17 protein-coding genes and 3 pseudogenes are annotated in these 20,790 nt (G+C 68.7%); 12 read left to right on the top strand and 8 right to left on the bottom strand.

Annotation, left to right across the window (positions count from 1 at the left end; all coding sequences use genetic code 11):
* Positions 1–26: 26 nt before the first annotated feature.
* From ABTZ58_RS16090 to ABTZ58_RS16070, 5 genes are all read right to left on the bottom strand, one after another.
* Entirely contained in the window at positions 27–533 is a 507-nt protein-coding gene (locus tag ABTZ58_RS16090) for a Pycsar system effector family protein (RefSeq protein ID WP_351356033.1), read from the bottom strand.
* Positions 530–1,510 (bottom strand): hypothetical protein, encoded by a 981-nt coding sequence (locus ABTZ58_RS16085; RefSeq protein ID WP_351356030.1) that lies wholly within the window; start codon positions 1,508–1,510, stop codon positions 530–532. Before ABTZ58_RS16085 ends, ABTZ58_RS16090 begins: the two co-directional genes overlap by 4 nt.
* A gap of 21 nt (positions 1,511–1,531) precedes the next feature.
* A complete protein-coding gene (locus ABTZ58_RS16080; protein WP_351356027.1) occupies positions 1,532–3,637 on the bottom strand; it encodes a hypothetical protein in 2,106 nt (701 codons plus the stop codon).
* Complete coding sequence (locus ABTZ58_RS16075) at positions 3,634–4,365, bottom strand: hypothetical protein (protein ID WP_351356024.1); 732 nt, start codon at positions 4,363–4,365, stop codon at positions 3,634–3,636. The genes ABTZ58_RS16080 and ABTZ58_RS16075 overlap by 4 nt, the downstream gene beginning before the upstream one ends.
* 123 nt (positions 4,366–4,488) lie before the next feature.
* Complete coding sequence (locus ABTZ58_RS16070) at positions 4,489–5,193, bottom strand: Crp/Fnr family transcriptional regulator (protein WP_351356021.1); 705 nt, start codon at positions 5,191–5,193, stop codon at positions 4,489–4,491.
* Between the two features lie 202 nt (positions 5,194–5,395).
* On the opposite strand from ABTZ58_RS16070, the gene ABTZ58_RS16065 reads away from it, so the two are divergent.
* The 5 genes from ABTZ58_RS16065 to tuf all read left to right on the top strand — a co-directional run bounded on the left by ABTZ58_RS16065 (position 5,396) and on the right by tuf (position 10,620).
* A complete protein-coding gene (locus tag ABTZ58_RS16065) occupies positions 5,396–5,917 on the top strand; it encodes a DUF1707 and DUF4190 domain-containing protein (protein ID WP_502996074.1) in 522 nt (173 codons plus the stop codon).
* 342 nt (positions 5,918–6,259) lie between these two features.
* The gene (gene rpsL / locus ABTZ58_RS16060; protein ID WP_003948652.1) at positions 6,260–6,631 is read left to right on the top strand and encodes a 30S ribosomal protein S12; all 372 of its coding nucleotides are present in this window, start codon (positions 6,260–6,262) and stop codon (positions 6,629–6,631) included.
* Between the two features lie 2 nt (positions 6,632–6,633).
* Entirely contained in the window at positions 6,634–7,104 is a 471-nt protein-coding gene (gene rpsG / locus ABTZ58_RS16055; RefSeq protein WP_003998848.1) for a 30S ribosomal protein S7, read from the top strand.
* A gap of 39 nt (positions 7,105–7,143) precedes the next feature.
* The gene (gene fusA, locus ABTZ58_RS16050; protein ID WP_351356015.1) at positions 7,144–9,270 is read left to right on the top strand and encodes an elongation factor G; all 2,127 of its coding nucleotides are present in this window, start codon (positions 7,144–7,146) and stop codon (positions 9,268–9,270) included.
* A 156-nt stretch (positions 9,271–9,426) separates the two neighbouring features.
* On the top strand, positions 9,427–10,620 hold the full coding sequence (gene tuf, locus ABTZ58_RS16045; protein ID WP_351356012.1) for an elongation factor Tu: 1,194 nt from the start codon (positions 9,427–9,429) through the stop codon (positions 10,618–10,620).
* Between the two features lie 268 nt (positions 10,621–10,888).
* On the opposite strand, the gene ABTZ58_RS16040 is transcribed toward tuf, so the two are convergent.
* Together ABTZ58_RS16040 and ABTZ58_RS16035 are read right to left on the bottom strand one after the other, a co-directional pair.
* Positions 10,889–12,175, bottom strand: coding sequence for a family 16 glycosylhydrolase (locus tag ABTZ58_RS16040; RefSeq protein ID WP_351356009.1), 1,287 nt, complete (start codon positions 12,173–12,175; stop codon positions 10,889–10,891).
* 204 nt (positions 12,176–12,379) lie between these two features.
* Positions 12,380–12,796 (bottom strand): ATP-binding protein, encoded by a 417-nt coding sequence (locus tag ABTZ58_RS16035; protein WP_351356006.1) that lies wholly within the window; start codon positions 12,794–12,796, stop codon positions 12,380–12,382.
* A 184-nt stretch (positions 12,797–12,980) separates the two neighbouring features.
* Here ABTZ58_RS16035 and ABTZ58_RS16030 point away from each other — a divergent pair.
* Positions 12,981–13,251: pseudogene (locus tag ABTZ58_RS16030) on the top strand (helix-turn-helix domain-containing protein); the annotation flags it as partial.
* On the opposite strand, the pseudogene ABTZ58_RS16025 reads toward ABTZ58_RS16030, so the two are convergent.
* A pseudogene (locus ABTZ58_RS16025) lies at positions 13,241–13,541 on the bottom strand (DUF5753 domain-containing protein); the annotation flags it as partial. The pseudogenes ABTZ58_RS16030 and ABTZ58_RS16025 overlap by 11 nt on opposite strands.
* A gap of 3 nt (positions 13,542–13,544) precedes the next feature.
* On the opposite strand from ABTZ58_RS16025, the pseudogene ABTZ58_RS40180 reads away from it, so the two are divergent.
* From ABTZ58_RS40180 to ABTZ58_RS16000, 6 genes and pseudogenes are all read left to right on the top strand, one after another.
* Positions 13,545–13,679 (top strand): annotated as a pseudogene (locus tag ABTZ58_RS40180) (transcriptional regulator); the annotation flags it as partial.
* Positions 13,676–13,870 carry a DUF397 domain-containing protein gene (locus ABTZ58_RS16020; RefSeq protein WP_351356003.1) on the top strand — a complete coding sequence of 65 codons (195 nt, stop codon included), beginning with the start codon at positions 13,676–13,678 and terminating at the stop codon, positions 13,868–13,870. The pseudogene ABTZ58_RS40180 and the gene ABTZ58_RS16020, both read left to right, overlap by 4 nt.
* Complete coding sequence (locus ABTZ58_RS16015) at positions 13,867–14,571, top strand: hypothetical protein (protein WP_351356000.1); 705 nt, start codon at positions 13,867–13,869, stop codon at positions 14,569–14,571. Before ABTZ58_RS16020 ends, ABTZ58_RS16015 begins: the two co-directional genes overlap by 4 nt.
* A 70-nt stretch (positions 14,572–14,641) precedes the next feature.
* Positions 14,642–15,289 carry a hypothetical protein gene (locus ABTZ58_RS16010; RefSeq protein ID WP_351355997.1) on the top strand — a complete coding sequence of 216 codons (648 nt, stop codon included), beginning with the start codon at positions 14,642–14,644 and terminating at the stop codon, positions 15,287–15,289.
* Between the two features lie 117 nt (positions 15,290–15,406).
* Positions 15,407–19,960, top strand: a complete 4,554-nt coding sequence (locus ABTZ58_RS16005) for a DUF6531 domain-containing protein (RefSeq protein WP_351355994.1) — start codon at positions 15,407–15,409, stop codon at positions 19,958–19,960.
* On the top strand, positions 19,960–20,436 hold the full coding sequence (locus tag ABTZ58_RS16000) for a hypothetical protein (protein WP_351355991.1): 477 nt from the start codon (positions 19,960–19,962) through the stop codon (positions 20,434–20,436). The genes ABTZ58_RS16005 and ABTZ58_RS16000 overlap by 1 nt, the downstream gene beginning before the upstream one ends.
* Positions 20,437–20,790 lie beyond the last annotated feature (354 nt).

Raw genomic sequence — 20,790 nt, 5'->3', positions numbered from 1 at the left:
TTCCGTGCGGGTACAGGGCGGAGAGGTCAGGCGAAGAGCATCGATCCAGGCAGCAGGGCCGCCGCACAGCCGAAAGACACGAGCCCGGTCCGGATCCAGAAGTGTTTGCGGGCGGCGATTGCGCTGGTCTCGGCGAGGGCAAGCAGGAGGCCGCGAGCTGGGTCGCGGCCGGTGTCCATGAGAGCCGCGGAGAGCAGGCCGCTCCGCGCGGCCCGGTGTACGTCACCGAAGTACGTGAGTGGACGGCCGGGTGCCCAGCGGCTCCTCCCGTACCGGGGGAGTACGGCGAGCAGGAGCGCGAACAGGGCGACGATCAAGGACGTCGCCCCGGCCCACCACAGCAGGGCGGCGAGCACTGGGAGCCGGGTGGGACTCCAGCCGCGGTTGGTGAGGAGTGCCGCCAGCATGCCTCCCGAGATGCCGAGTGCGCCGACCAGAACGGTCGCCTTGGTGTCGGCGCGGGCGATCTCGCAGCGAAGGTCGGCGAGCAACTGGTTGCCCGTTCGCATCTCCGGGCCTTCAGGCGCGGTCATGAGCCGGGCTCAGGGTCGCCCTCGGGCGGGGCGGACGGGTCCGTGGTCCGCAGGATGGCCTTCATCCGCTCGGCAATGAGCTCATGGGGCTTGGCGAGGTGGAAGTCCTCCAGACGCTTGCTCTCCAAGGCCTGGTTGATCAGGCTCACCTGGGTGCCCAGAAGTCTGTGCTGCCCCGACTGGAGATGCTCCAGGACGAGCTGCGTCTCGTCGGGGTGTGCCGCCAGGTGCAGGGCGAGGGCTGCGGTACCGCCCCGGGCCAGGGTGACTTCGTAGAACCTGATCTGCTCGGCCCTGCGCTCTGCCTCGTACCTCTCTCGGAGAAGGGCCGCCGAGTGCTCCGGTTTCGCGGCCTCCACCTCGTGCCGGGCAGTGCGCAGGCGGGCCTGATGGGAGCGCTCGGTGGCGTCCCGGCGCAATCGTACGGAGCAGGTGACGCGCAGGCCCTGGGCCCGACCGAGCCAGGTCGCCTCCTGCACGGCACGCTGCACGGCCCGCTCCGCCTCGGCGCTCGCGTCGATGGGGTGAAGACGGCCGGCCTCTCGCATCACCGGCAGGAGTTCGCGTGTGAGGAGACCGGGCACGTCCCGTTCCTGGCTGCGGACGAACACCGCCGGATGTGCCACTCGCCAGCTGACGTCGACCGTGACCTCGAACTCGAAGCTGTCGACCTGGCTGGGCAGCGGCACGTTCAGCTGGAAGGCGTGCGGGTCCGTGCTCACCTCGTACACGGCGACGAAACGCCGCACTGACGTGGGACGGTCGGGTGGCAGGAAGGTCTCGTACGCTCCCTTCCGCGTCACGCAGACCAGAGCGTGGTCGATGCGCCCCGTGAATCGCCGGCCGCCGAGGTGGAAGCGTGGCAGATGCCGGACCGTGCGGACCGGGTCGGACTCGGTGTGCGGGTCGGTGGGGGGCAGCGGCTGCTGCCGGAACCAGTCCAGCTGCTCGTGTTGCGCGGGCTCGGGGTGTTCCATGGTTCAGCCTCCGGAATTGGGTCAGTCGAGGGCAAGACGTTTGCTCAGCCGTGCGGCGGCCGGCGAACGGGATCCCCTGGACTCGGTGTCGAGCAGGTGGCCGACGCGCCGGCGATTGGTGGGTGTGGTGACGAGGGCGCCGAGCAGTGAGGCAAGTGCCGACTCGGTTTCGGGGTCGTCGTCGGCTCCGCGCACCCAGCTGCGCAGCACGCCGAGGGCCGTCCGGTTGTGCGTGCGGTCGGTGAGCAGCGCGTCCCAGAACACGACCAGGTGCCGGGCGGCCGTCGGGTCCTCGCCTGCGGCGGCCTCGGCGTACCAGTCGAGGACGGGCGGGCGGTCGCTGTCGTCCCCGTTCGTCTGCCGGCACGCCTGCAGGAAGGCGAGCAGAGCGTGCGGGCGGACCACGCGGTCCGTCGTGAGGAGTTCGGTCAGCGCGGTGAGTACGGGTTCCCGGACGGCGAGGAGCAGGAGTTCGAGGGCGTCGGCGAGCTGCCGGGCCTCCTCGGGTACCTCGTCGTCCTCGGGGCCGGTCTCGGTTTCGGCGGCGGGTGGCGGCCGGTGCATGGCGTCCACCAGGGCCGCCAGGGTTTCCTCGTGGTGCACCGGGCCCAGGAGGCCGTAGGCGCGGATGGCCGTCCAGCGGCGGCTCTCGACCTCGCCGATGCACCAGTCGTGCAGGATCCGGGAGACGGCCGATACGTCCAGCAGCTGGGTCATGGTGAGCGCGTTGGCCGCGGTCAGCCAGGTGTGCGGCTGACGGCCGTCCGCCCAGGGCTCGATGAGATGGGCCATGGCGGACGACAGATCGGCGGTGGCGAGCAGCGCGGCAGCCGACGCCGCCCGGGTCCGCACCAGAGGGCGCCGGTCGTCGGCCAGTTCGCGGATCCACTCCCCGAGGGCCGGGCGGGCGGACGGGTGGAGGTTCCACACCTCCTCCAGCAGCAGCGGAGCCGTCCGCTCGTCCCGGAAGCGGGCGCAGAACCTGCCCTTCAGGGGACCCCACTCGGTGACCTCCGTGGTCACGTACCCGTCGGCGTGCGCGAGCCGTAGCCGGTCCTCCCGGGAGCTGCCGAAGACGGGGATGGGGGGCGGGAGGCCCGGCTCCTGGAGGGCGTGCAGGCGGACGAACAGGCTGTCGGAGAGTTCGGCGGTCACCGCGTACGGCGCCTTGTCGAACACGGCGAGCGAGACGAGGAACGCCTTGTCGCGCAGCTCGGGCTTCTCCTCCGTCAGCCAGCGGGACACCTGGGTCTGCACGGCCGTCTCACCCCAGGCTGCCAGTTCGGCCTTGTCGATCTCGCCGCGGTGATGCGCGACGAGTTGCAGCGCGAACTGCTTGATCTCCTGCGGCCGGTGGTGGCGGGTGAGGAACTCCTGCACCGCCGTGATGGCCAGCAGGTCGGGCCAGACGTCTGCACCGGTGGCGGGCGTGACGTGAGCGTGCAGCATGTCCTCGGCAGACGGCGGCTCCCACCGTACGGACGGGACGCCGCCGAGTGCTGCCGAGGGCTCGACAGTGATCACCAGATGCGCCCGGCTGCGTTCCAGCTGCTCCCTCAGTGCCAGAAGCTGAGCCTCGACCAGGGGGCGGTTCCGGCTGACGGCCAGATCGCACAGGACGTATCCCGCCGAAGTGTCCACCTGGTCGGACAGCGCCGGGAAGGACGCGGGAGGAATCAAGGAGCGCATGCTGTCGACGCCCAGCCGGCGCAGCAGCATCAAGGCGGCGGAACGGCGGCCGGTCTCACGTCCGCCGGACAGGATGACCACCCGGTCGTCCCGCAGCCGGTTCAGGGCCTCGTCGAAGCTGGCGCAACCCCGGAAAACGCCCGCCAGTTCGTCGATCTCCGCCCGCGGGATCGGTCCGGACAGGGCAGGCGCTGGCTCCGCCCGGCTGCCGATGTGGTAGTGCTTGTCGCCGTAGTGGTAGCCGCCCGTCTGGCCGAATTGGTCGCGGGCGACGAGGGTGGAGACGAAGTCCGGGCCGTGCGCGATCAGGTCCCGGCGAGCGGCCCACGCCTCCTGCCTCGGCTGTTCCCCTGCTGTCTCCTCCTGCTTCTTCTCGCCGTCCTGCGCGGCTTCCTCGGACGGTTTCGTCGCCCCGGCGGCCGCAGCCTCCTGGCTCATCGGCGCTCGTCCCGGGCACGGCCGGTGAAGTCGAAGTACTGGCTGCCGTTCAGCGTGCCGCCCGCCTGACCGTACTGGTCGCCCTGGATGTGCACCGAACCGTGCCGAGGAGCGGTCGCGTCCGCGCCCGGGACAGCGGCTTCGGGGGATCCGGGAGTCCCCGGCTCCCCGTGCACCCATGCGACCGTTGGCCCCTCCTTCGTCTCCACCGTCACGCGGTGGAACTCCTCGGGCCGCACTCCCAGCGGCCCGTGCCGCACCACGCCTCGGTAGACGTCGTCCGACACGCACAGCACGCAGTCGGCCTCGCGCTGCTTCAGCGCGTCGCGCAGGGCGTCGGAGTTCAGGAGGCGGACCGCGTGGTTGAGATCCGAGCCGACCCAGCCATCGAGTTCGTCCACGGCGACGTAGCCGGAGGCCAGGACGATGCGCAGGCGCATGCGTGCGCTGGTGGCGAGGAGGCGGTTCTTGTTGTGGAGGAGGGCGGGCGTCTCGGTCAGAAGGGTTTTCACCAGAACCGGCACCGGCGTCGCGGTGTCGACGAGCTCCATCACGGAGTCGCCGCGGTCGGCGCGCAGCCGGGTTGTCTCGTCGACCGAGGCGGTCAGCAGCGTCGTGTCGACGACGTCGTAGAGGACCCGGCGCAGGAATGCCTGTTCCACGTTGTCGCGTGCGCCGTACTGCTCGATGTCGAAGAGGAGGATCGTGCGGTACACGGGGTCGGTCATAGCTGCCTCTCGCGCGTCGGGGTTCGTCGGACAGCACGATGGCGGCCCGCGAGTGAGCGGTGGAGGGCTGATGACACGGATGAACTGTGACCGTGTGCACAGACGCAAGCGCGGGGGTGTGCCTCAGGCCGGGCCGTCGACCGCGATGCGACGCAGCACGTCGGGCCGGAGAATGACGATCCGGCGCCGACGGGTGGCGACGACGTTCCGGTCCCGCAGCTCCTTGAGAAGCCGGGCCACCGCCTCGCGCGAGGATCCGACCGAGCCCGCGAACTCCTGCTGGCTGAGCCCGATCGTCAGCTCAATGCCCTCGTCCGTCCGGCTGCCGTGGGTGCGGACCAGCTCCAGCAGGAGGACGGCCAGGCGCTCCCGCACGCTCAGGGCCGCCCACTCCAGCCGGCGGCGGTCGGTCGAGCGCTGCCGGTCCGTGGACAGGCTCAGCAGGTGCAGCGCCACACCGGGGTGGTTCGACACGAACGTCGTGAAGCGGCCCTGGTCGATCACGACCGCCTCGACAGGCTCCAGCGCCGTCACCTTCGCCGAACGGCCGCGGCCACTGAGCGCGGCGCCCTCACCGATGATGTCGCCGGGACCGCGCAGAGCGAGCAGAGCCTCGTAGCCGTTGACCGCGGTGGCCGTCACCTTGGTCCAACCGTGCAGTAACAGCAGGACATGGGTGGAGGGCTCGTCCTGGTTCAGAATGACGCCGCGAGCCGGGTAGCGCAGGGGGCGGCCGATGGCGAGCAGGGCGGCACGGTCCTCGCGCTCCAGCCGGGCGAGGAACGGCACGCCGTCGTCGTCCCACGCCCGTGCTTGCCCCCCGGTCATCCCGCGACCTCCGCGTTGCTCCGTGCCGATGCGTGCCGATGCGTGCCGTGTACAGGCGTCAACGTACTTGAGATGACCATGGAAACAACGGGCGGTCTTCGGCCGCCCTGGCCGACACGCCGGGTCCGTCCGGTACGACCCGGTGCCGGAAACGCTGCTTCGGCGCATCATGGAAGGACTCCGGCTCCGGGGGAGGTGCTCCGTGTCGCAGCCGTCCTATCCGTCCTGGCAACCCTGGCAGGGTCACAGCGTGCCGTCGATGCTGGCCTCGCACGCCGATCGGGAGCGGGCCGTGGACGTGCTCAGAGCGGGGTACGGCGAGGGGCGGATGGAGCACGCCGAGTTCGAGAAGCGGGTGGCGCGTGCGTACGCGGCGCGGACCGTGGGGGAGCTGGCGCTGCTTGTCGCCGATCTGCCGCAGGGGCCGGTGCCGCAGTCCCTGCCGGCCGTGACCGTGCCGCCGGTGTTCCTGCCGGCGCCGCGGCCACAGACCAACGGCAAGGCCGTGGCCGCCGCCGTGTGCGGGCTGTTGTGCGTGCCGACCATGGGGCTGACCGGCATTCCGGCCGTCGTACTGGGGCATGTGGCGCGGTCCGAGATCCGCAGCCGAGGCGATCTCGGGGACGGGCTGGCCCTGACCGGGCTCGTGCTCGGCTGGTTGTCCACCGCCGGCTGGGCACTCGTGCTGGTGTTGCTGACCCTGGTGTCGCTCGCGGCCGGCTGACAGCCGGCCGGGGCACCGGTAATGTATGCAAATCGGACAGCTGCCGCTGAATTGAACATCGACAACGGCCCAAGGCCTTGACATGTCCCGCATGGCGATGCGGGCGGTGCCCATTTGTTTTGACCGCAGCGAATGCGATAGGTACGCTCAGACCTTGTGCCTGGGGTGTGCCCTGGCTCTCGTGCGTGCCATCAACCGCACGTCGAGTCGTAAGCGGCCACCGTAATCTGCGCTTAATTCTGCCTGGCGGCGGGAGTCCGCGGGATTCGACACACCCGACCGCGTGGGTCGGCGACGTTCCAGGTTAGCTGTACCCATCGGCACACAGAAACCGGAGAAGTAGTGCCTACGATCCAGCAGCTGGTCCGGAAGGGCCGGCAGGACAAGGTCGAGAAGAACAAGACGCCCGCACTCGAGGGTTCCCCTCAGCGCCGTGGCGTCTGCACGCGTGTGTTCACGACCACCCCGAAGAAGCCGAACTCGGCCCTCCGTAAGGTCGCGCGTGTGCGTCTGACCAGCGGCATCGAGGTCACGGCCTACATTCCGGGTGAGGGACACAACCTGCAGGAGCACTCCATCGTGCTCGTGCGCGGCGGCCGTGTGAAGGACCTGCCGGGTGTTCGCTACAAGATCATCCGCGGCTCGCTCGACACCCAGGGTGTCAAGAACCGCAAGCAGGCCCGCAGCCGCTACGGCGCCAAGAAGGAGAAGTAAGAATGCCTCGTAAGGGCCCCGCCCCGAAGCGCCCGGTCATCATCGACCCGGTCTACGGCTCTCCTCTGGTGACCTCCCTGATCAACAAGGTGCTGCTGAACGGCAAGCGCTCCACCGCCGAGCGCATCGTCTACGGCGCCATGGAGGGCCTGCGCGAGAAGACCGGCAACGACCCGGTCATCACGCTGAAGCGCGCTCTCGAGAACATCAAGCCGACCCTCGAGGTCAAGTCCCGCCGTGTCGGTGGTGCCACCTACCAGGTCCCGGTCGAGGTCAAGCCCGGCCGTGCCAACACCCTGGCGCTGCGCTGGCTCGTCGGTTACTCCCGCGCCCGTCGCGAGAAGACCATGACCGAGCGTCTGCTCAACGAGCTCCTCGACGCCAGCAACGGCCTCGGCGCCGCTGTGAAGAAGCGCGAGGACACGCACAAGATGGCCGAGTCCAACAAGGCCTTCGCGCACTACCGCTGGTAGTCGCAGACCCCATCGCGACCGAGAGAAGACTGAAGCCTTATGGCTACCACTTCGCTTGACCTGGCCAGGGTCCGCAACATCGGGATCATGGCCCACATCGACGCGGGCAAGACGACCACCACCGAGCGGATCCTGTTCTACACCGGCGTTTCGTACAAGATCGGTGAGGTCCACGACGGCGCTGCCACCATGGACTGGATGGAGCAGGAGCAGGAGCGTGGCATCACGATCACCTCTGCTGCCACCACCTGCCACTGGCCGCTGGAGGACGTCGACCACACCATCAACATCATCGACACCCCGGGGCACGTCGACTTCACCGTCGAGGTGGAGCGCTCCCTGCGCGTGCTCGACGGTGCCGTGACGGTGTTCGACGGCGTCGCCGGCGTCGAGCCCCAGTCCGAGACGGTGTGGCGTCAGGCGGACCGCTACGGCGTTCCGCGTATCTGCTTCGTCAACAAGCTGGACCGCACCGGCGCCGAGTTCCACCGCTGCGTGGACATGATCTCGGACCGCCTGGGCGCGCAGCCGCTGGTCATGCAGCTGCCGATCGGCGCGGAGGCGGACTTCAAGGGCGTCATCGACCTCGTGACGATGAAGGCCCTGGTCTGGTCGGCCGAGGCGACCAAGGGCGAGATGTACGACACCGTCGACATCCCGGACACCCACCGCGAGGCTGCCGAGGAGTACCGCGGCAAGCTGCTCGAGGCCGTCGCCGAGAACGACGAAGAGCTGATGGAGCTGTACCTGGAGGGCACCGAGCCCACCGTGGAGCAGCTCTACGCCGCGATCCGTCGCATCACCATCGCGTCCGGCAAGGGCGGCGGCACCACCGTCACCCCCGTGTTCTGCGGCACCGCGTTCAAGAACAAGGGCGTCCAGCCCCTGCTCGACGCCGTCGTGCGCTACCTGCCGTCGCCGGTCGACATTGAGGCCATCGAGGGCCACGACGTCAAGGACCCGGAGAAGGTCATCGCGCGCAAGCCGTCGGACGACGAGCCGCTCGCCGCGCTGGCGTTCAAGATCATGAGCGACCCGCACCTCGGTAAGCTCACCTTCGTCCGGGTCTACTCGGGCCGCCTGGAGTCCGGCACCTCGGTGCTGAACTCCGTCAAGGGCAAGAAGGAGCGCATCGGCAAGATCTACCGCATGCACGCCAACAAGCGTGAGGAGATCGAGTCGGTGGGCGCCGGCGACATCGTCGCCGTCATGGGCCTGAAGCAGACCACCACCGGTGAGACGCTGTCCGACGACAAGAACCCGGTCATCCTGGAGTCCATGGACTTCCCGGCCCCGGTCATCCAGGTCGCCATCGAGCCCAAGTCGAAGGGCGACCAGGAGAAGCTCGGCGTCGCGATCCAGCGCCTGGCCGAGGAGGACCCGTCCTTCCAGGTCCACTCGGACGAGGAGACCGGCCAGACCATCATCGGTGGTATGGGCGAGCTGCACCTCGAGGTGCTGGTCGACCGTATGCGCCGTGAGTTCAAGGTCGAGGCCAACGTCGGCAAGCCGCAGGTCGCCTACCGCGAGACGATCCGCAAGGCCGTCGAGAAGGTCGAGTTCACCCACAAGAAGCAGACGGGTGGTACCGGCCAGTTCGCCCGCGTCATCATCGCGATCGAGCCGATCGAGGGCGGCGACGCCTCGTACGAGTTCATCAACAAGGTGACCGGTGGCCGTGTGCCGAAGGAGTACATCCCTTCGGTGGACGCCGGCGCGCAGGAGGCCATGCAGTTCGGCATCCTCGCCGGTTACGAGATGACCGGTGTCCGCGTGACGCTGCTCGACGGTGCCTACCACGAGGTCGACTCCTCCGAGCTCGCGTTCAAGATCGCCGGTTCGCAGGCCTTCAAGGAGGCCGCGCGCAAGGCCAGCCCCGTACTCCTTGAGCCGATGATGGCCGTCGAGGTCACCACGCCCGAGGACTACATGGGTGAGGTCATCGGTGACATCAACTCCCGCCGTGGCCAGATCCAGGCCATGGAGGAGCGGGCCGGTGCCCGCGTCGTGAAGGGCCTCGTGCCCCTCTCGGAGATGTTCGGCTACGTCGGCGACCTGCGCAGCAAGACGTCCGGCCGTGCGAGCTACTCCATGCAGTTCGACTCCTACGCCGAGGTTCCGCGGAACGTCGCCGAGGAGATCATCGCGAAGGCCAAGGGCGAGTAACGCACCGCGTCTACACGCCGTAGGCTTGACTCCGGAGCCTTGAGGGGCATTCCACCGCAATCGTGGTGAGAGTGCCCCGGGGCCCGGGCTTTCCAGCAAAGATCACCTGGCGCCGATGAAGTAAGGCGTACCAGAACCACTCCCAGGAGGACCCCAGTGGCGAAGGCGAAGTTCGAGCGGACTAAGCCGCACGTCAACATCGGCACCATCGGTCACATCGACCACGGTAAGACGACCCTCACGGCCGCCATTACCAAGGTGCTGCACGACGCGTACCCGGACATCAACGAGGCCTCGGCCTTCGACCAGATCGACAAGGCTCCTGAGGAGCGCCAGCGCGGTATCACCATCTCCATCGCGCACGTCGAGTACCAGACCGAGACGCGTCACTACGCCCACGTCGACTGCCCCGGTCACGCGGACTACATCAAGAACATGATCACGGGTGCGGCGCAGATGGACGGCGCCATCCTCGTGGTCGCCGCCACCGACGGCCCGATGCCGCAGACCAAGGAGCACGTGCTCCTGGCCCGCCAGGTCGGCGTTCCGTACATCGTCGTCGCGCTGAACAAGGCCGACATGGTGGACGACGAGGAGATCCTGGAGCTCGTCGAGCTCGAGGTCCGTGAGCTCCTCTCCGAGTACGAGTTCCCGGGCGACGACGTTCCCGTCGTCAAGGTCTCCGCTCTGAAGGCCCTCGAGGGCGACAAGGAGTGGGGCAACTCCGTCCTCGAGCTCATGAACGCCGTCGACACCGCGATCCCGGAGCCGGAGCGCGACGTCGACAAGCCGTTCCTCATGCCGATCGAGGACGTCTTCACGATCACCGGTCGCGGTACGGTCGTCACCGGCCGTATCGAGCGTGGTGTCCTGAAGGTCAACGAGACCGTCGACATCATCGGCATCAAGACCGAGAAGACCACCACCACGGTCACCGGCATCGAGATGTTCCGCAAGCTGCTCGACGAGGGCCAGGCCGGTGAGAACGTCGGTCTGCTCCTCCGTGGCATCAAGCGCGAGGACGTCGAGCGCGGCCAGGTCATCATCAAGCCGGGCTCGGTCACCCCGCACACCGAGTTCGAGGCGCAGGCCTACATCCTGTCCAAGGACGAGGGTGGCCGCCACACGCCGTTCTTCAACAACTACCGCCCGCAGTTCTACTTCCGTACGACGGACGTGACCGGCGTGGTGACCCTCCCCGAGGGCACCGAGATGGTCATGCCGGGTGACAACACCGAGATGAAGGTGGAGCTCATCCAGCCCGTCGCCATGGAGGAGGGCCTGAAGTTCGCCATCCGTGAGGGTGGCCGGACCGTGGGCGCCGGCCAGGTCACCAAGATCACCAAGTGAGTCCTCGGACTGGCTTGAGGGTCGACTGACCTGAGTGGCTCGGAGGGGCCCGTACGACTTCGGTCGTGCGGGCCCCTTTGCCGTGTCCGGGGGGGCCGAGGGCCGAGGGCCGGGGGCCGGAGGAGCGGGGGCCGGAGGAGGCGGGGGAGCGGAGACGGCGACGCCCCCGGCTCGCGGGGGAGCCGGGGGCGTCCGTGTGGGGGGTGGCGTGGGGGGTGGGCCGTGGGGTGCCGTCGGGGTCAGGGGGTCAGCCGACGGGCGTCAGGGGTCAGCCGACCGTCCACTTCTGGTTGGTGCCGCCGGTGCACGTCCAGATCTGCAGGGGAGTGCCGTCGGCCGAGGAGTTGCCCTTGGCGTCCAGGCACTTGTCCGCGCCGACGTTGACCAGGTCGCGTGCCGCGGTGTGGACCCACTGCTGGGCCTTGGTGCCGTTGCAGGTGTAGAGCTGCACCGCGGCTCCGTCTGCGGTGGAACCGTCGCGCACGTCGAGGCACTTGCCGAGGGCGCGTACGGTGCCGTCGGCGCCGACAGTCCACTTCTGGGCGTCGACGCCGGTGCAGTTGTGGAGCTGGATGGGCGTGCCGTCGGCCGTCGAGGCGCCGGCGACGTCGGCGCACATGCCGCCGATGCCCTTGATGGCGCCGGTGGTGCCGCCGGAGCCGCCGCCGTCGGAGGTGGAGACGCGGACGTAGTCCACGGTCATCGTCTGCGGGAACTGGGTGTTCCCGTCCGGGCTGCCGGGCCAGTTGCCGCCGACGGCGAGGTTCAGGATCATGAAGAAGGGGTGGTCGTAGACCCACTTCTTGCCGCCGAGGTCGGCCGTGGTGCGCGTCTGGTAGGTCTGTCCGTCGACGGACCACGTGATCTTCCCCGGCGTCCAGTCGACGGCGAAGACGTGGAAGTCGTCGGCGAAGGCCCGGCCGCCGGAGAGGGTGTAGGCCGCGCCGATGCCGCCGCTGCCGGAGTAACCGGGGCCGTGCAGGGTGCCGTGGACGGTGCCGGGCTCGTTGCCGACGTTCTCCATGATGTCGATCTCGCCGCTGTTGGGCCATCCGACGCTGCCCAGGTCGTTGCCGAGCATCCAGAACGCGGGCCACATGCCCTGGCCGCGCGGCACCTTGATCCGGGCCTCGAAGTGGCCGTACGCCTGCGTGAAGGTCCGGGCGGTGTTGAGCCGGGCGGACGTGTACTGACAGGTGCCGTACCAGCACTGGAGTCCGGGGTCGGTGTTCTTGCGGGCGGTGATGACCAGGTTGCCGTTGCCGTCGAGGGCAACGTTGTCTCTGTTGTTCGTGTAGTACTGCAGCTCGTTGTTGCCGTTGCCGGAGCCGCCGGTCTCCACGGTCCACTTGGCCGGGTCCGGGGCGCTGCCAGCGGCGCCGTTGAACTCGTCCGACCAGGTCACGGCGGCGGCCGCGGCATCACCCTGTGCGGCGGCATCGGCCTGTGCGGCGGAGGGGCCGAGAGTGGTCAGGGCGAACGCGGCGGTGACTGAGGCGCAGACCAGCGGGACGAGCCCGCCGAGCCGCCGACGGCGTGTGCGATGAGCAGTCATGGCTGAACACACCTTGTCTGTGGGGGATGGGGGGAGTGGGCCGACGCTGTCGGCCGTGGAGGGATGGTACGAACGGTTTACCGCACAACCAACTGCCCGATTGGTCCGTCAACCCCGCCTGAACTGGGCTGAGTTGGAGCCGACCGGCTGACCTCCGGATCGCTTAAAGCCCACTTAAGGCGGCGTTAAGGGAGCCGGGGCCGGTCAGAGGTCGATCTCGGCCCACACGGTCTTGCGGGGCGGAGGGCCCGGGGTGACGCCCCAGCGGTCGGCGAGCGCGTCGACGAGGAGCAGACCGCGACCGGGCTCGGCGTCCGGGCAGGGGATACGGGGCGCCGGTTGCCGGTCGTCGCGGGTGTCGGTCACCTCGATGCGGAGGGTGCCGGCGGCGACGTGGAGGGACAGGTGGAAGTCGCGGCCGGGGACGCGGCTGTGCGTGACGGCGTTGGCCGACAGCTCGGCGACGACCTGCGGCGTCCGGTCCAACGGCAGTCCCCAGGAACGCAGTTGCTCGGTGGCGAGGAGCCGGGCGAGGCGGGCGCCGCGGGGGGTGGGGGAGAGCTGGAGGCTGAAGTCGCCGCGCTGCGTGGCCGCTTCGGGCCCGGGGAAGTTCTGCTTCACGTCACCCAGCGTGGCCGTCGGCGCCTACCGTGAACAGTGACTCAGCGGGTGCGTACGGTGACTGTCCGGAGCTTGTCCGGTGGTGTCCGGGCTGTCGGTGCCGGGCGTACGGGTAGGGCGCTGAGACAAGGGGCGTACGACGGAAGGGCGCGGGGAGACGGCCGGGGCGGCGGAGACGGGATGGCTCAAGAGCGAGGCGGAGGAGCCGGGTTGGGAGGTCGACCCCGACGACGAGTGGGGTGTCGCCGTCATCGCCACGGTGGGGCGGCAGCTGAAGCTGCGGCGGGAGGCGGTGGGGATGCGGGCCGCTGAGTTCGGGGCGGCGGTGGGGTACGGGGAGGACCTGGTCTACAAGATCGAGGGCGGGAAGCGGATTCCCCGGCAGGAGTACCTCGCGGCGGCGGACCGGGTGCTGGGGGCGGGTGGGCTCATCGCGGCGACGTGGGAGGACGCCGTCGGACCGGCCCACCGCGGTACCGTCCCCGAACTTCAGCACCTCGATCCTCCCGTTCAGACCGGGGTGGGCCTCACTGCTCGTCGGCATCACCTGGAGCCTGACGTTGCGCAACCGGCCCACCTCCAGCAGGCGCTCAAGCTGCTGCCGCCAGACCATTGTGCCCCCGACCGGGCGCCGCAGCGTGGCCTCCTCCTGGACGAAACTGAGCGACGGGGCAGGCGACCGCTCGAACACCGACCGGCGAGCCATGCGCGCGGCCACCAGTTGTTCCACTTCGTCCGGTGAATACGTGCCTTCAACGGCCGACCCACCACTGACCCGGAACAAATCCAGATCCTCGAACTGCGGTATGGCAGCATCCGGGCTCAGGCCCTTCCCCCACGGGAGTCGCTGACCTTCATTGAGCAACTGCTGGGAGAGACATGATCCGCAACGCTGAACTGACGTCGTTCGAGAGCAGCTACAGCAGTGGCACGGACGGCAACTCCTGCGTCGAGATCGCGATAGCGCCGGACACCGCGACCGTCCACGTCCGGGACTCCAAGCACACGCAGGGTCCTCGGCTGACCCTCTCGTCCACGGCGTGGGCAGGCTTCGTATCGAGTCTTGCCGCATGACGTCGGATCCCGCCACCGACGACCTCGACCTGGACGCGATCGAGGAACTGTGCGCGGTCGCCACTCCCGGCCCCTGGTTCGTCAGGAATCTGGACGACGAGCACGCGATGAACCTGGTCGCCGTCAGCACGGTGGAGGACACCGGCCGTACCGAGCGCTGGCCCGGCTTCGACCACGGGGAGCTGATCGCGGCGACGCTCGTACAGCAGCCGCGCTACGTCGACTGCGCCGACGAACGCTGGGAGGAGAACGCCGCGTTCATCGCCATGGCACGTGACGCCCTGCCGCGACTCGTGGCCGAGGTGAAGCGGCTGCGCCTGCTCGTGGAGTACGGGGCGTGCCCGACGGCCGGCGCCACGGACACGGAGTTCGTGATTTCGCTGGACGAAGAGCCACTCGCCTTCTACCGGGAGATGGTGAACGTGCTGGTGGACCGTTGTGGCGTGTCCCGGGCGGAGGCGGTGGCCCGGATCAACGCGACGTACGGGACCGCGGACGGCGTGTGGATCATGCTGCACGAGATGCCCGAGTACTGGGCCTACGGGGCGTACTACCAGGCGGATCACCGGGTCCGGCTTCCGGTCGGGGACCCGGTCGTGGACGCGGACATCGACTTCGACACGCTCACCGTGCGCCCGGCCCCGCCGAAGGACTCGCCCTTCTGGACGGTCGAGGAGGGCGGGGGGACGGCCGAGGGGTGAGGGACCTCCCGCCCTCGTGCGATGGGACGATGAACGCACGAGTGATCGAGAGAACGGGGAGGCCGGCGTCATGGCCCGGTACATGGAGACCCTGACCGTCGAGCGGGGCGGTTTCCGGATCAAGGTGCCGGAGTCGTGGTGGGAGTTCGACGTCCGGCCGGAGTCGCGGGACGACTCGATCCGGCGGATGGTGACCGAGCGGGTGCGGCAGCGGCCGGAGCTGGAGCAGTACCGGGACACGTACGTCGACTTCCTCCGCAAGGCCGCGGCGGACGCGTGGAAGTCGGGCGCGCTGTACTGCGGCTGCATGGCGGAGAACTTCGGCGGCGACACCCCGATCACGGGGTCCGTGACCGTCTCCCTGGTCGGCGGCCGCAACGAGCGCGGTGAGCCGCTGTCCAACGACCCGGCGGCCATCGCGAGCCAGCTCGCGGTCAAGGAGGCCAGGCGGGAAGGCGACGCCTGGCGCAAGGTGACGACCATCGACATCCCGGGCGTCGGCCCGGCGGCGCGCACGTACGGCATCGAGGACATCGTCGTACCGGGCGACGAGCTCAACCGCACGGTCCGGGCCGTGCTGATGCAGACGTACATCCCGGTGCCGGGTCAGGAGGGCAAGGTCGCCCTGGTCGCGGGCAGCAGCCAGGTGCTCGACCTGGCGGACTCGTTCTTCGACATCTTCGACGCGATCACGTCGACGTTCCGGTTCACGGCCTGATGCCGGTCGCGGCCACGCTGTCTGCGGGCCCTGCCTTCTCCCCGAACAACTCTGCCTTGTAAGTTCACGTGTGCATACGGGTGTTGACGTGGGTGCGGGCGTGACGGGGGTTGCGGTATGGCGGGGCACAGGCCTACGGACTGGCATGTCCTGGATCTGGACAAGGACCCGACCCCCGGTGATCCGCAGCGGGTGCGCACACTCGCGAAGCAGTTGCACGACTTCGCCGACGACGTCTCCGACGCGCTGCGTCTGGTCAAGGGCATGGCGGGCGAGGGCACGCTGCTGGAGTGGGCGGGCAAGTCGGCCGACGTTTTCAAGGAGGACTTCGCCGACGTCCCGAAGAACCTCAAGAAGCTGAGGAAGTCCTATGAGATGTGCGGGGACGCGCTGGCGGACTTCTGGCCGAAGCTGGAGCGCGCGCAGTCTCTGGCGGACAAGGCCCTGCGCAAGGGCCGCGAGGCCCGCGACAACCTCTCCTCCGCCCAGTCCCGCCTCGCCTCCGCCGACTCGTGGATGACGCGGGCGACCAAGGAAGCGGACAAGTACAAGGACGACCCGACCGGCAGCAAGTCCGACGCGGACAAGCCGGACGAGGCGAAGGTGCGCGCCGCGACGCGGGACGTGCAGCACGCGAAGTCCGCCCAGACCAAAGCCCAGTCGGACGTCTCCGACGCTCAGGACGCGCTCGCCGCGGCGAAGAAGATGGCCGAGGACGCGCGCAAGATGCGCGAGGAGGCCGCGCGGGAGGCGAAGTCGAAGATCGACGAGGCCTCGGACGCCGGCATCCAGAACCGGTCGTGGTGGGAGGAGGTCGGCGACTGGTTCGTCGACAACTGGGACACCATCGTCGCGGTGTGCAAGGTCGTCGTGGCCGTGGTCGGCATCGTCGCGATGATCATCGGCGGGCCGATCCTGGGCGCGATCGTGCTGATCGCGGCCGCGGTCGTGCTCGCCGACACGCTCTACAAATACAGCAAGGGCCGAGCGTCCCTATGGGATGTGGGGCTGGCGGCTCTGGACTGCATCCCGGGCATGAAGGGTCTGACCACGCTTGGCGGGCTGGCCAAGGGCCTCAAGGGCGGCATGGCCGCCGTGCAGGGGCTCAGGGGTGGGCTGAAGGGCATGGGGCTCGCCGTCCGCGGCCTCGGCAAGAGCGCTCGTCGCATGATCGCGGACGGAGCCAAGGGCGCACACAACCGGGTCAAGAGCGTCGTACGGTCCAAGGGCAGTGACCCGGTCGACATGGCCACGGGCAAGATGTTCCTCCCACAGACCGACGTGGAACTTCCGGGGCTGCTGCCCTTGGCCTTCCAGCGTCGGGTGGAGTCGGGATACGCCACGGGCTGGTGGTTCGGTCCCACCTGGACCTCCACCTTGGACCAACGGCTGGAGATCGACGAGGAAGGCGTCGTCTTCGTCACCGAAGACGGGCTGCTGCTCGCCTACCCGCACCCTCAAGATCCGGCGTCACCGGAGCTGCCGGAAGTCGGCCCACGCTGGCCCCTGACCCGGTTGGACGACGGCGGCTACACGGTGACCGACCTCGTCACCGGGCAGATCCGGACCTTCGGCAGACCATGTGACGGCCTGGCACTGCTGGAGCGGATATCCGACCGCAACGGTCACACTATCGAATTCCGTCATGACAGTGCCGGGACTCCGACCGACATCAGGCACTCGGGCGGCTACCACCTGAAGTTCACCGCCGAGGACGGCCTGATCACCTCGCTGGCCTTGGCCGAAGCGGCCGACGACGGTTCCGACATCACCGTCAAGCGATATGGCTACACCGACGGTAACCTCACGGAGGTCGTCAACTCCTCGGGTGCGGCGCTTCGTTTCACCTACGACGAGCGTCTGCGCGTCACCTCCTGGACCGACAGCAACGGCAGCCGATACGAGTACACCTACGATGCGCTGGACCGCTGCACGGCCGAGGGTGGAGAGGCCGGCCACATCGCCATCACCCTGGCCTACGACGGCACGCACGCCGACTGGCCGGACCTCGCGGTCACGACCCTGACCACCTCCGAGCACGCGGTGAGCCGATTCCTGGTCAACGACCGTTGCCAGGTGGTGGCCGAGATCGATGCCAACGGCGACACCACGCGCACCGAGTCCGACGACAACCACCATGTGCTGGCCCACACCGACGCACTGGGCCACACGACACGGTTCACCTACGACTCGGCGGGCCGGCCACTCACCATCGCCCACCCGGACGGCGAAGTCACCCGGTACACGTACAACGACCTCGGGCTTCCCACGGCCGTTGTCCTGCCCGAAGCCGCTCGTTGGCAGCGGGAGTACGACGACCGTGGCAACTGCACCGCGGTCACCGATCCCACCGGGGCGACGGTTCGGTACACCTACGACGACGCCGGCCGTGTCACGGCGGTCACCGACGCGCTCGGAGAGACCACTCACGTCCGCTGCACAGCTGCCGGCTTGGTGACCGAAGTGACCGATCCGCTGGGCAACCGCTTCACCGAACACCATGACGCGTTCGGCCGGACCCACCTGATCACGGACCCACTGGGAGCGCAGACCCGTCGCTGGTGGACCGTGGAGGGGCATCTCGCTCGCACACTCGGTCCGGACGGCGCGGAACAGTCGTGGGAGTACGACGGGGAAGGCAACTGCATTCGCCACACGGACGCTGATGGCCGCGACTCCACCTTCGAGTACACACACTTCGACCTGCTGACTGCGCGGACAGGCCCCGACGGAGCTCGCTACGAGTTCGAGCACGACTCCTCGCTACGGCTGACCAAGGTCACGGCTCCCAGCGGCCTGACCTGGAGATACGAGTACGATCCCGCTGGCCGGCTCGTCGCGGAGAAGGACTTCGACGGCCGTCGTGTCACCTACCGGCACGATGCGGCGGGCCGCCTGGTGGCCCGCACGAACCCGTTGGGACAGTCGGTCGAATACGAGTACGACGAGTTGGGTCGACTCACGACGAAGCGCGTGGACGGTGCCGTCACGACGTACGAGTACGACCGTCTCGGCAGGAGGCTGCGCCTGTCGAGCCCTGACTGTGCGATGGCCTGGCAGCGCGACGCGTCGGGGCGGCTCGTCTCCGAATCGGTGAACGGACGCACGCTGCGGTTCGGCTACGACGCGGCGGGTCGGCGTACGGAGAGGACGACGCCCACCGGTGCCCGCGCCGCCTACCGATACGACGCGGTGGGCCGCACGGCTTCGCTGGTCAGCTCGGGGCATGCCGTGCACTTCAGCTACGACGCCGCAGGCCGCGAGGTGCGTCGCCTGGTCGGTGACTCGCTCACCATTTCCCAGGGGCGAGACATCGCGGGGCGGCCGACGGACCTGAGGGTGACCACGCCGGAAGGGCTGGTGCAACACCGTTCCTACTCCTTCCGTCCGGACAGCGCCCTCGTCGGTATCGACGACCCCTCGCACGGCCCCGTGGCGTTCGGCCTGGACGACGCCGGCCGTGTGACGGAAGTCAGGGCCCGGGAGTGGACCGAGTCCTATGCCTACGACGCGACAGGCAACCAGACCCGAGGCTCCTGGCCTCCGCACCACCCGGGCCAGGAGGCACAGGGAGAGCGGGACTACACCGGAAACCGCCTCACACGGGCGGGTTCCGTCCGGTACGAGTACGACGCAGCGGGACGCATCGTGGTGCGGCGCAAGGTCCGCCTGTCGCGAAAGCCCGACGTATGGCGTTACGAGTGGGACGCCGAGGACCGTCTCATCTCGGTGATCACCCCTGACGGGACGACCTGGCGTTACCGCTACGACCCCTTCGGCCGCCGGACAGCGAAGCAACGCCTCGCCGCGGACGGCGTGACGGTCCTGGAGGAAACGCACTTCACCTGGGACGGGCAGACGGTCACGGAGCAGACCACCACCGCTTCCCACCTGCCGCACCCGGTGACCCTCACGTGGGATCACGACGGTCTGTTCCCCCTGACGCAGACCGAGCGCCTCACCGACGCATCCCTCCAGGAGGAGATCGACTCCCGCTTCTTCGCCATCGTCACCGACCTCGTGGGGACACCCACGGAACTCATCGACGAGTCCGGCGGTGTCGCGTGGCGGTCACGCAGCACCCTCTGGGGTCTCACCACGTGGCCGACGGAAAGCACCGCGTACACACCGCTGCGATTCCCCGGTCAATACCACGACCCCGAGACCGGTTTCCACTACAACTACCTTCGTTACTACGACCCGGAGACGGCCCGGTACGCCTCCCCCGACCCTCTGGGCATCGAACCCGCGCCCAACCCCACCGCTTACGTCCACAACCCCCATACCTGGGCGGACCCGCTCGGCCTCGCTCCGTACAACAGGAACTTCGACACACGGCAAGAGGCCTTCAACGCCGCCAAGGACCGGGCGGGTGTTCCGCGCAGTCAGCCGCCCACCCGTCAGTGGACGGTCGGTGACGATCCGGCCATGCGGCACAGGACGAGCAACTACGTGTATGACGAGAGCCCCGGTTCCCATGGGCGGTACTACCAGTACGAGACACCTGAGGGCACACGCGTCGTCGTCAACCACACCAATGACCCCAACGCACCGCATCCGCACTTCCATGCCGGACAGCCCAAGGGCGGGGGCAGAAACGTCGACATGATGGGGCAGCGCTACCAGCAGGTCGGGGACAAGCACCACTTCTATTACCCGGAAGGTACCTAGTGCCGAGCGAAGAACTGCGCAAGAAGCTTCAGAGGCGCAAGGAAGAGGCAGAAGCGGCATGGCTCCTGGAGCGACTCGGCGGCGTGCGCACCCTGGGATACCGCCAGGACGACGAGATGCCCGACTGGCCCGCGAGCGCCCTGGCCGCATTTCAGCGGACCGACTCGGTACCGGCCTCGCGGATCGGGGACGAGGCGAGTGACGGCGAGGTGGACCGCTGGATCGAAGAATTCGCCGCAGAAGCGGGCATCGGCTCGAGGTTCTATGTGCGCACCAGGATGGAGCTCTTCCCGTGGCTCGACTGTGCCGTCACCCGCCCGGGGTGGGCCGGATCACTGCGTCAGGTGTTGGGCAGCGATCTCGTCTTCCTGTCCCACGACGCGCGGGCACTGGTCGTGATCTTCGAAGAGGAGTACGACTACCAAGCCTTTCGTCACCCTCCGCACGCGCCGCGGCCGCTCGGCGAGGAATCCTGACAAGCAGCGCCCCCCCGGTCCTGTGTTTGACCTTCGTCACCCTCGGGGTATTCTCTCCGGCTCGATTGGCGTCGGCCTTGCCCCGTATGGCAGACTGTCCGAGTTGCTCGGTCGAGTGTTGATGCTGCGCGCCTCCCGCCGGGAGGACCGGAAGCGAGTCCCACAGTACTCGTCGTCCTAACTGCCACCACGGCAGCGCTGGGGCGGACGTACGGGAATCTTTCGGGAAGCAAGGTGCGGCACCGGCCAGGCACCCGGTGGGCCTTCCGCCCCCGGCTCGCGGTTTCCGGAAGGGCCGTGTGCAATCCCGCAGGGATGTTCGAACAAGGGGCATCTGTGTCAGCGGGAGCGCGA

Origin of the sequence: Streptomyces sp. NPDC094143, assembly GCF_040303825.1 — a bacterium.
Classification (GTDB): Bacteria; Actinomycetota; Actinomycetes; order Streptomycetales; family Streptomycetaceae; genus Streptomyces.
This window is presented reverse-complemented; position numbering and strand designations above follow the sequence as displayed.

What these genes read in the sequence shown, in the direction of transcription:
- ABTZ58_RS16090 (WP_351356033.1), bottom strand. Translation starts at nt 533, where the DNA reads ATGACCGCGCCTGAAGGCCCGGAGATGCGAACGGGCAACCAGTTGCTC.
- ABTZ58_RS16085 (WP_351356030.1), bottom strand. Translation starts at nt 1,510, where the DNA reads ATGGAACACCCCGAGCCCGCGCAACACGAGCAGCTGGACTGGTTCCGG.
- ABTZ58_RS16080 (WP_351356027.1), bottom strand. Translation starts at nt 3,637, where the DNA reads ATGAGCCAGGAGGCTGCGGCCGCCGGGGCGACGAAACCGTCCGAGGAA.
- ABTZ58_RS16075 (WP_351356024.1), bottom strand. Translation starts at nt 4,365, where the DNA reads ATGACCGACCCCGTGTACCGCACGATCCTCCTCTTCGACATCGAGCAG.
- ABTZ58_RS16070 (WP_351356021.1), bottom strand. Translation starts at nt 5,193, where the DNA reads ATGACCGGGGGGCAAGCACGGGCGTGGGACGACGACGGCGTGCCGTTC.
- rpsG (WP_003998848.1), top strand. Translation starts at nt 6,634, where the DNA reads ATGCCTCGTAAGGGCCCCGCCCCGAAGCGCCCGGTCATCATCGACCCG.
- fusA (WP_351356015.1), top strand. Translation starts at nt 7,144, where the DNA reads ATGGCTACCACTTCGCTTGACCTGGCCAGGGTCCGCAACATCGGGATC.
- ABTZ58_RS16040 (WP_351356009.1), bottom strand. Translation starts at nt 12,175, where the DNA reads ATGACTGCTCATCGCACACGCCGTCGGCGGCTCGGCGGGCTCGTCCCG.
- ABTZ58_RS16020 (WP_351356003.1), top strand. Translation starts at nt 13,676, where the DNA reads ATGATCCGCAACGCTGAACTGACGTCGTTCGAGAGCAGCTACAGCAGT.
- ABTZ58_RS16015 (WP_351356000.1), top strand. Translation starts at nt 13,867, where the DNA reads ATGACGTCGGATCCCGCCACCGACGACCTCGACCTGGACGCGATCGAG.
- ABTZ58_RS16010 (WP_351355997.1), top strand. Translation starts at nt 14,642, where the DNA reads ATGGCCCGGTACATGGAGACCCTGACCGTCGAGCGGGGCGGTTTCCGG.
- ABTZ58_RS16005 (WP_351355994.1), top strand. Translation starts at nt 15,407, where the DNA reads ATGGCGGGGCACAGGCCTACGGACTGGCATGTCCTGGATCTGGACAAG.